9 protein-coding genes are annotated in these 9,090 nt (G+C 73.2%); 2 read left to right on the top strand and 7 right to left on the bottom strand.

Annotation, left to right across the window (positions count from 1 at the left end; genetic code table 11):
* Positions 1 to 217 (top strand): hypothetical protein (locus tag ACIQVT_RS16275; RefSeq protein WP_403752960.1); only part of this gene is annotated, 217 nt, incomplete at its 5' end.
* Positions 218 to 310: 93 nt separating this feature from the next.
* Here ACIQVT_RS16275 and ACIQVT_RS16270 read toward each other — a convergent pair.
* Positions 311 to 1,315: a stage II sporulation protein M gene (locus ACIQVT_RS16270; RefSeq protein ID WP_403752957.1), complete on the bottom strand. Its 1,005-nt coding sequence runs from the start codon at positions 1,313 to 1,315 to the stop codon at positions 311 to 313.
* 142 nt (positions 1,316 to 1,457) lie between these two features.
* Here ACIQVT_RS16270 and ACIQVT_RS16265 point away from each other — a divergent pair, with 142 nt between their 5' ends.
* Entirely contained in the window at positions 1,458 to 2,378 is a 921-nt protein-coding gene (locus ACIQVT_RS16265) for an RDD family protein (RefSeq protein WP_403752954.1), read from the top strand.
* Between the two features lie 46 nt (positions 2,379 to 2,424).
* On the opposite strand, the gene ACIQVT_RS16260 is transcribed toward ACIQVT_RS16265, so the two are convergent.
* From ACIQVT_RS16260 to ACIQVT_RS16235, 6 genes are all read right to left on the bottom strand, one after another.
* A complete protein-coding gene (locus tag ACIQVT_RS16260) occupies positions 2,425 to 3,039 on the bottom strand; it encodes a hypothetical protein (protein ID WP_403752951.1) in 615 nt (204 codons plus the stop codon).
* 165 nt (positions 3,040 to 3,204) lie between these two features.
* A complete protein-coding gene (gene ahcY / locus ACIQVT_RS16255) occupies positions 3,205 to 4,662 on the bottom strand; it encodes an adenosylhomocysteinase (protein WP_403752948.1) in 1,458 nt (485 codons plus the stop codon).
* A gap of 557 nt (positions 4,663 to 5,219) precedes the next feature.
* On the bottom strand, positions 5,220 to 6,200 hold the full coding sequence (locus ACIQVT_RS16250; RefSeq protein ID WP_403752945.1) for a cation diffusion facilitator family transporter: 981 nt from the start codon (positions 6,198 to 6,200) through the stop codon (positions 5,220 to 5,222).
* Positions 6,201 to 6,341: 141 nt separating this feature from the next.
* Positions 6,342 to 7,493 carry a mannose-6-phosphate isomerase, class I gene (gene manA / locus ACIQVT_RS16245; RefSeq protein WP_403752942.1) on the bottom strand — a complete coding sequence of 384 codons (1,152 nt, stop codon included), beginning with the start codon at positions 7,491 to 7,493 and terminating at the stop codon, positions 6,342 to 6,344.
* A 101-nt stretch (positions 7,494 to 7,594) separates the two neighbouring features.
* Positions 7,595 to 8,722: an SIS domain-containing protein gene (locus ACIQVT_RS16240; protein ID WP_403752939.1), complete on the bottom strand. Its 1,128-nt coding sequence runs from the start codon at positions 8,720 to 8,722 to the stop codon at positions 7,595 to 7,597.
* 128 nt (positions 8,723 to 8,850) lie between these two features.
* Complete coding sequence (locus tag ACIQVT_RS16235; RefSeq protein WP_403752936.1) at positions 8,851 to 9,021, bottom strand: Trm112 family protein; 171 nt, start codon at positions 9,019 to 9,021, stop codon at positions 8,851 to 8,853.
* Positions 9,022 to 9,090 lie beyond the last annotated feature (69 nt).

Below are 9,090 nucleotides of genomic sequence, written 5' to 3'. Positions count from 1 at the left end.
TCTATCAGATCTTTCCGATCCGATTTCCTCGGTGCTTTCCAGGTTCCCGCTTCCGCGTTTCCCTTTCCGGCGGTTCCGACTTTATCAGAAGTTCTTGGCCGGTCTGACCGGCCGTTCATTTCCGAGTAATCGGAGGATGCTTCTCGATATGCCGTTCACGGCTTTTGAAGAAGCTGGTGGATTCTATCGGCTGCCGCCGGACGCTGTCCAGCTCTAGGCAACTGTTTGAATCTACCTCCCCGCTCCCGCCGTGTCAACGGTTCTTGCGGGGCGAAGAGGAGACTAGCAGCTCCGGCGGGCCGGACGCACATCAGGCGGCCGTGGGCACCGAGGCGCTGCGGTCGGCCGCTTCGAGGTCGCCCGTCTCGCCCGCGCGTGCCGCCCGGCCGCCCAGGACGTAGACGTACGCCAGGAACGCCAGCTCGACCACGACGCCGATGCCGATGCGCGCCCAGGTGGGCAGGCCGGAGGGGGTGACGAAGCCTTCGACGGCGCCGGAGACGAACAGCACCAGGGCCAGGCCGATCGCCACGCCGACGGCGGCCCGCCCCTCCTCGGCGAGGGCGGCGCGGCGGGTGCGCGGTCCGGGGTCCACGACGGTCCAGCCGAGACGCAGACCCGTACCGGCGGCGACGAACACGGCGGTCAGTTCGAGCAGGCCGTGCGGCAGGACCAGGCCGAGGAAGGTGTCGAGGCGGCCGGCCGCGGACATCAGTCCGAAGCCGACGCCCAGGTTGAGCATGTTCTCGAGGAGGATCAGGAGGACCGGCAGGCCCAGGAAGACGCCCAGGACCAGGCACAGGGTGGCCGCCTGCGCGTTGTTGGTCCACACCTGGGCGGCGAACGCGGTCGCGGGGTGGCTGGAGTAGTAGGTCTCGTACTGGCCGCCGGGGCGGGTGAGCTCCCGCAGCCGGCCGGGGGCGGCGACGGCGGACTGCACCTCGGGGTGGGTGCCGATCCACCAGCCCAGGAGGACGGCCACGGCGGTGGAGACGAGCGCCGTTGGCACCCACCAGTGCCGGGTCCGGTAGACGGCCGCCGGGAAACTCCGGCCCAGGAAGCGCGTGACGTCGCGCCACGAGGCGCGCCGGGTTCCGGTGACGGTGCTGCGCGCGCGTGCCACGAGCCGGCTGAGCCGCCCCGTCAGTCGCGGGTCCGGGGCGCTGGACCGGATGAGGGAGAGGTGGGTGGCGGCGCGCTGGTAGAGGGCGACCAGTTCGTCCGCCTCGGCGCCGGTGAGGCGGCGCCGGCGCAGGAGAGCGTCGAGACGGTCCCATTCGGCTCGGTGCGCGGAGACGAAGACGTCCAGGTCCATCGGGTCTGTCTGCTCCTCGGCTGATCGCCCACGGCTCGTCGTGGCTGCTCGTGGCTGTTGTCAGCCTGTCGTACCGAGACGCGACGCGCCCACAGCTTGGCAGACTTGCGCCTCAGGGGACGGACCGGGGAAGGCGGCGGGCGTGAGCGAGCTGGTGACGGGCGAGGCGGTGGCGCTGGAGCTGCGGCCCGCGAGGCTGCCGAGCAGGGCGCTGGCCGTGCTGCTCGATCTGGTGGTGGCCGTCTTCGCCTATCTCCTCGTGATCGTGGCGCTGATGCTGTCGACCGCGTCGATGGACGGGGCGGCGCAGGTGGCGCTGTCGATCGCGGCGTTCCTGCTGGTGCTGGTCGGCGGGCCGATAGCGGTCGAGACGCTCAGCCACGGGCGTTCGCTGGGGAAGGCGGCGTTCGGTCTCCGGGTGGTGCGGGACGACGGCGGGCCGGTCCGTTTCCGGCACGCGCTGGTGCGGGGCGCGGTCGGGACGGTCGAGATCCTGCTGACGTTCGGGGTAGTGGCCTGCGTCGCCTCGCTGGTGTCGGCGCGGGGACGGCGGCTCGGGGACGTGTTCGCGGGCACGCTGGTCGTGCGCGAGCGGATACCCGCCGGACCGGCCGGGTTCGTGCCGCCTCCGCCTCCGTGGCTCGCCGGGCGTTTCGCGGGGCTGGACCTGTCGGCGGTCCCGGAGGGTCTGTGGCTCGCCGTTCGGCAGTACCTCACGCGGATGCGGGAGCTGGATCCGTCGGTGTCGACGGGAATGGCGCAACGGCTCGCGGCCGACCTGGCGGCGCGTACGGGGGCTCCCGTGCCGGTGGACCTCCCGCCGGCCGCCTTCCTGGCGGCCGTGGTGCACGAGCGGCAGTCCCGCGAGATCCGGAAGGCGTTCGGCGGCGGGTTCCCCCCGCCCGTGGGACAGCCGGGTTTCCCGGCCCGGCGTCAGGTTCCGGCCGTCCGGCCGGTCCCGGCGTCGTCGGTGCGGGAAGAACCGGCGGCCGGCCGCCCGGTCGACCGTACGGCCGAACGCCCCGCGGAGCGCCCGGCCACCGGGTTCGCGCCGCCGGCGTAGGGCGTCGCGGGACGGGGCCGCTTCCGGCGACGGCGCGGTGTCGTGGTCAGGGGAGGACCGACGGGGGTGACTCGAGCTCCTCCAGCTCGATACCTGGCGCGGCCAGGACGACGTCGCCGGCGAGGTGCACGGTGTGCCGTTCGCCCGTGTCCAGGGCTGTGACCTGGTATTCGTCCACGGTCAGGGGGCCGTTGTCAGTGGCGTGTGCTTCGCTGTTCACCAAGGCCCAGGACTGGTCCACGGTGCGGGGGGCGAGGACCGGGTCGGTGAGGGCCACGAGGCGGACCCGGGTCGCGGCGGAGGAGGGGGTGAGGCGCAGCAGACGGGCGGTCGCCACGAGGAACGCGGGGGACGTGCCGGTGAAGGCGTGGGCGCGCACATTGCCTTCGGTGGCATCGGCGCCGGTGGGGTCGGTCCGGACCCAGGTGACGCCGTCGAGGGCGGCGCCGCGCACCTGCCAGCCACCGGCGTGGAGTTCCATGCGGATGGGGCGGCCGAGGTCGTCCAGGGCGAGGTCGACCGAGCCGCGGTGGTCGCCGGCGGGGGTCGTCAGCCGGGAGACGTAGCGCCAGCCGGACGGGCCGGGGGCGCACTGGAAGTGTTCGTCCGCGAAGGGGGTGTGATCGTGCGGATCGTGGAGCGAATAACGGCCGCGGGGCATGGGGGTCCTGGGTCTTGACGGGCCGACGGCCGGCCGGCCGGTCGTGTGGCGGCGGGGCAAAGGGGCAGGCCCCCGGCACGGGGGTGCGGGGGCCTGCCTCGGGAACTGCTGCCGGGGACGGTGCGTCGGTGCGCCGGCGCACCGTTCCCGGGCCGGGCTACCGGCTCAGTAGCGGTAGTGGTCCGACTTGAACGGGCCGTCGACGTCGACGCCGATGTACGCGGCCTGCTCCGGGCGGAGCTTGGTGAGCTTGACGCCGAGCGCGTCCAGGTGGAGGCGGGCGACCTTCTCGTCGAGGTGCTTGGGCAGCACGTAGACGCCGGTCGGGTACTCGTCGGGCTTGGTGAACAGCTCGATCTGGGCCAGGGTCTGGTCCGCGAAGGAGTTGGACATCACGAACGACGGGTGACCGGTGGCGTTGCCCAGGTTCAGCAGGCGGCCCTCGGAGAGCACGATGAGCTTCTTGCCCTCGGGGAACGTCCAGGTGTGGACCTGCGGCTTGACCTCGTCCTTGACGATGCCGGGGATCTTGGCGAGGCCGGCCATGTCGATCTCGTTGTCGAAGTGGCCGATGTTGCCGACGATCGCCTGGTGCTTCATCTTCGCCATGTCCGACGCGAGGATGATGTCCTTGTTGCCGGTGGTGGTGATGAAGATGTCGGCGGTCTCGACGACCTCGTCCAGGGTGGTGACCTGGTAGCCGTCCATGGCCGCCTGGAGGGCGCAGATCGGGTCGATCTCGGTGATGATCACGCGGGCGCCCTGGCCGCGCAGGGACTCGGCGCAGCCCTTGCCCACGTCGCCGTAGCCGCAGATGACGGCGGTCTTGCCGCCGATCAGGACGTCGGTGGCGCGGTTGATGCCGTCGACCAGGGAGTGGCGGCAGCCGTACTTGTTGTCGAACTTCGACTTGGTGACGGCGTCGTTGACGTTGATCGCCGGGAAGAGGAGGACGCCGTCGCGCTGCATCTCGTACAGGCGGTGGACGCCGGTGGTGGTCTCCTCGGTGACACCGCGGATCTCGGAGGCCAGCTGGGTCCACTTCTGGGGGTTCTCGCCCAGGGTGCGGTGCAGCAGCTGGAGGATGACGCGGTGCTCGTCGGACTCGGCGGTCTCCAGGCCGGGGACCTTGCCGTCCTTCTCGTACTCGACGCCCTTGTGGACGAGGAGGGTGGCGTCACCGCCGTCGTCGAGGATCATGTTCGGGCCGCCGGTGGGGGTGTCCGGCCAGGTCAGCGCCTGCTCGGTGCACCACCAGTACTCCTCCAGGGTCTCGCCCTTCCAGGCGAAGACCGGGATGCCCCGCGGGTCGTCCGGGGTGCCGTCCGGGCCGACGGCGATGGCGGCGGCCGCGTGGTCCTGGGTGGAGAAGATGTTGCAGGAGGCCCAGCGGACCTGGGCGCCGAGCGCGACCAGGGTCTCGATGAGCACGGCGGTCTGCACGGTCATGTGCAGGGAGCCCGTGACGCGGGCGCCGGCCAGCGGCTGCGCCTCGGCGTACTCCTTGCGGAGCGCCATCAGGCCGGGCATCTCGTGCTCGGCGAGGGAGATCTCCTTGCGGCCGAACTCGGCCAGCGAGAGATCGGCGACCTTGAAGTCCTGTCGGTTGTCGACAGTCGTCATTGCGAGCTGCTCCTCGGGATCGGGGCGAGGTGGGTACGGCTGGTCTGCGCGGCGGCGGACACAGGGGTGCCCGAGAGGAGGGCACAGGCATGCCCACGTGCGCGCAGCGCAGTCCGTCGGAGGCCCTCTCTCCCTCGGCCGGTCCGCCTGGGACCGCCCGACCGCCATCAGCAGCGACGTCTGGCTCCGTCCCAAGCTACACCGCGGGGCCCGTTCGCCCCCAGTCCGCGTCCACGCCCTTCGGGCCGTGCGGGCGGCGGTGCGAAGGCCGGTCCGGGGGGTCGACGGGTGGGGGCGGGCCGTGCGGCGGGGGGCGGCGGACCGGTCTGATCTGCGGCTTCTCACCCCGGGGGCGGAGGTGGTCAGCGGTGGCGGCGCCGTTCCCGGGGCGTGCCGGGTGCGGCGGGCGCGGCCGGAAGCGTGAGGAGATCGACGTGATCGGTTCGCCCGAGGCCGGTGATCGCCGCCGGGGGCGGCCGTGGTGCCGGTCGGCACCGGGACGGGACCGGGGCGCGGCGTCCCGGTCCCCCCTGGCGGCGTCAGCGGGCCCCGCGGGATCAGTGGTCGGTGGCGCGGGGGTTCGGGCCGCCCGGGGTGGCCGCGGGGTCGGGGCCCTGGGCGGCCTCGGCCTCGCTGTAGATGTCCGGCTCCAGGTAGATGACGCGGGCGATGGGGACGGCGGCGCGGATGCGGGTCTCGGCGGCGTTGATGGCGTGCGCGACCTGCGCGGCGGTGTCGTCGTGCCGGACGGCGATCTTGGCGGCGACCAGCAGTTCCTCGGGGCCGAGGTGCAGGGTGCGCATGTGGATGATGCCGGTGACCGTGGCACCGTCGACGGTGGCGGCCTCGATCTTCCTGACGTCGTCGAGGCCGGCGGCCTCGCCGAGCAGCAGCGACTTGGTCTCGGCGGCCAGGACGAGGGCGATCAGCACGAGCAGGACACCGATGCAGACGGTGCCGACGCCGTCCCAGACGCCGTCGCCGGTGAGCAGGGACAGGCCGACGCCGCCGAGGGCGAGGGCCAGGCCGATGAGCGCGCCGAAGTCCTCCAGGAGGACGACGGGCAGCTCGGGCGCCTTGGCGCGGCGGATGAACTGGGCCCAGGAGAGGGTGCCGCGTGTCTCGTTGGACTCCTTGATGGCCGTGCGGAAGGAGAAGCCCTCGGCGAGGATCGCGAAGGCGAGCACGCCCACCGGCCAGTACCAGTGCTCCAGTTGATGCGGGTGACGGATCTTCTCGTAGCCCTCGTAGACGGCGAACATGCCGCCGACCGAGAACAGGACGATGGAGACGAGGAAGGCGTAGATGAACCGCTCGCGGCCGTAGCCGAAGGGGTGCTGCGGGGTCGCCTCCCGCTGTGCCTTCTTGCCGCCGACAAGCAGCAGGAACTGGTTGCCCGAGTCGGCGAGCGAGTGCACGCCCTCGGCGAGCATCGAGGAGGAGCCGCTGAACGCGAACGCCACGAACTTCGATGCCGCGATCGCGAGATTGGCGCCGAGTGCCGCCACGATCGCCCTGGTACCGCCTGACGCGCTCATGTGTCCGCGTTGTCCCTTCGCCTCTGTCGCCCTCGTACGTCCGTGTCGTCAGGACGTGTGCCCGGCTTTGCCCGGCCTTTGCCGCTGGATCATTCTCGCAGTTCGGCCGGGCCGCCCCGGGTCACCCGTCCACAGCCCCGGTCATACGATCACAGTGGCGCGGAAAACCGTCCCGGCGCCCGAGATCTCCGCCTTCTCGCCGGCCGGGACGAAGACCGACTCGCCGGGGCCCAGGTCCTCTTCCCCGGCCTGGACGGAACCCGCCGTGCAGAGCAGGATCTGCGGGGTGTCCCGGGTGACGTCGTGGGTGGCGCCGCCCTCCGGGAGGACGTACCGGGACAGGCGGAACTCGTCGATCGGCGTCTCGTACACCTCCTCGCCGTCCTCACCGGCCGTGGGGCGGAGCACGCCCGGGTCGCTCGGCTCGAAGCGGACCACCCTGAGGAGTTCGGGGACGTCGACGTGCTTGGGGGTGAGCCCGCAGCGCAGGACGTTGTCGGAGTTGGCCATGATCTCGACGCCGAGTCCGTCGAGGTAGGCGTGCGGGATGCCGGCCCCCAGAAAGAGGGCCTCGCCGGGCTGGAGGCGGACGTGGTTGAGCAGCATGGCGGCGAGGACGCCGGGGTCGCCCGGGTAGTGGTGGGCGATCTGGGCGTAGGGGGTGTAGGCGCCGCCGAGGCGGACACAGGCTGCGGTGGCCTCCGCGACCGTGCGGGCCGTTTCCTGCCGGTCGGCGCCGAGAACGGCGGTCAGGACCTCCCGCAGGGCGGCGTCCCCGGGCCGCGCGCGCAGCAGGTCGACGTAGGGCGCGAGCGAGGCGACGCCGAGGCCCTCCAGCAGGCCGGCGGCCTCGGCCGGGTCGCGGAAGCCGCACAGGCCGTCGAACTCGGTGAGGGCGCAGATCAGTTCGGGCTTGTGGTTGGCGTCCTTGTAGTTGCGCTGCGGGGCGTCGACGGGCACACCGCGCCGCTCCTCGTCGGCGTACCCCTGCCCGGCCTGCTCCAGGTCGGGGTGGACCTGGAGAGAGAGCGGCGCGCCGGCGGCGAGGATCTTGAGCAGGAACGGCAGGCGCGGGCCGAACCGGCCGACCGCGGCGGCGCCGAGTTCGCGCTCCGGGCCGGCGTCGATGACCTCGGCGAGCGTCCCACGCGGGGTGCGCGAGGGGGCGCCCGGGTGGGCACCCATCCACATCTCCGCCTGGGGTTCCCCGGTCGGCTCGGTGCCGAGCAGGCGCGGGATGGCGGTGGGGGAACCCCAGGCGTAGGGGCGGACGGTGTTGTCGAGGCGGTCCATGTGTCTTCTCTGTCTCCGTACGTACGCTGCTCGGCCGGCGCCGGTGGCTACGTCGGTCGCGGCGCCGGTACGGGCACGGCTGGTCCGGCCCGGAGCAAAGATCAGGCTCCGGAAGCGAGCGCCAGGTAAACGGCGGCGAAATCCGTGACGGCGATCAGTTCCGCGAGGGTCTCGAGTTCGCCGCCTTCCTCGGGTTCCAGCTCGCTGATCGGCGTGTCGTGGTCGAGGGCCAGGTCACGGGCAGCGGGCGCGGCGGTGAGCCCACTGGTCGGGCGGTCGCGGAGCAGCACCACGCGCGCGTGCAGCGCGGGCGGCTCCTCCACGCGGTCACGGAAGAAGTCCTCCGGATCGGCGCTGGCGGCCAGCGGGCCGGCCAGCAGGGCGCTGTGCGCGGCGAGCGCCTCGGGCAGCTCGGCGACCAGGGCGGGCCGGCCGGCGAGTTCGGCGAGGGCGGCGGCGAAGCGGCGGCCGGCCGGGCCCGCCGAGGTGCCTTCCGTCCAGACGACGGGGAGGGCGTCGGCGAGTTCGGCGGCCAGGGTCTTGGCCGGGTTGCCGTAGGTGGCGATCGCGGGACCGCAGCGTTCCGCGACGCGGTCCAGGCGGTCGGCGATCTTCTCGACGGCTTCCGGCGGGGCGTCGAGCAGGCCGACGCGGTCGAGGAGGGCCAGCAGCGGGGTCAGCAGCGCCCAGAAGACGCCCGGGGCCGATCCGGCGACGGGTTCCTGCTGGTCGTACGGGGCGGTCGCCATCGGTACGAACAGGCCGTGCGCGCCGGCGACGGCCTCGGCGAGCGGGGTGCTCGGCGGCGCCACGGCGACGACCGAGCAGCCGCGCCGGTAGGCCTGCTCGGCGAGGAGCGAGAGGCTCGGTTCGGTGCCGTCCGGGGTGGTGATCAGCAGCAGGTCCACGGAGCCGGCCCAGCCGGGCAGTTCCCAGCGCAGGGCGCCCGGCGCGGGGGCGACGCCGGTGGGGGCCAGTCGGACGACGGGGCTGCCGGCGCCGGCCAGCGTGCCGAGGAGGTCGGCGGTGTGGGTGGCGGCGACACCCGGGCCGGCGATCAGCACGGCGCGCGGGCGGCCGTCGGGGGTGAGGCCCCCGATGCCGGCCTCGGCGGCGTGCCGGGCGGCGGTGCGGACGCGGGCGCCCGCCTCCGCGGCGCCGCGGAGCAGTCCCCGGCGGTCGGCCGCGGAGAGACCCTCCGGGGTGTCGAGCAGCGATTCGTCCAGCATGGGCGGCAGCCTCCATCGCCGGGGGGACCTGGCAGAGCCTTGCGGGGGGTGCGGGGCGCCTCGCCGCCACGGGGACAGGGCCTCGTGGCCGCGACGTGCGGGGCCTCGCTACGGCGTGCGGGGTGCCGTCACTCGGGGCGGCGGGCCTCGTCCACGAGGAGGACCGGGATGTCGTCGCGCACGGGGTAGGCGAGGCCGCAGTCCTGGCTCGTGCAGACCAGCTCGGCGTCCCGCTCCTCGAGGGGTGCGTGGCAGGCCGGGCAGGCGAGGATCTCCAGGAGGCCGGCTTCGAGCGGCATGGGGTGTCCCTTCGGGGGCGTACGGGTGTCTGTGGATGCCCGGTCAGCGTACCGCCGGCGGGCGGGCCG

Source organism: Streptomyces sp. NPDC100445 (assembly GCF_044759735.1).
Lineage (GTDB): Bacteria > Actinomycetota > Actinomycetes > Streptomycetales > Streptomycetaceae > Streptomyces.
This window is presented reverse-complemented; position numbering and strand designations above follow the sequence as displayed.

Excerpts from the sequence above, each read along its gene's own strand:
- manA (WP_403752942.1), bottom strand. The coding sequence starts at position 7,493 with ATGGACCGCCTCGACAACACCGTCCGCCCCTACGCCTGGGGTTCCCCC.
- ACIQVT_RS16270 (WP_403752957.1), bottom strand. The coding sequence starts at position 1,315 with ATGGACCTGGACGTCTTCGTCTCCGCGCACCGAGCCGAATGGGACCGT.
- ACIQVT_RS16235 (WP_403752936.1), bottom strand. The coding sequence starts at position 9,021 with ATGCCGCTCGAAGCCGGCCTCCTGGAGATCCTCGCCTGCCCGGCCTGC.
- ACIQVT_RS16260 (WP_403752951.1), bottom strand. The coding sequence starts at position 3,039 with ATGCCCCGCGGCCGTTATTCGCTCCACGATCCGCACGATCACACCCCC.
- ACIQVT_RS16240 (WP_403752939.1), bottom strand. The coding sequence starts at position 8,722 with ATGCTGGACGAATCGCTGCTCGACACCCCGGAGGGTCTCTCCGCGGCC.
- ahcY (WP_403752948.1), bottom strand. The coding sequence starts at position 4,662 with ATGACGACTGTCGACAACCGACAGGACTTCAAGGTCGCCGATCTCTCG.
- ACIQVT_RS16250 (WP_403752945.1), bottom strand. The coding sequence starts at position 6,200 with ATGAGCGCGTCAGGCGGTACCAGGGCGATCGTGGCGGCACTCGGCGCC.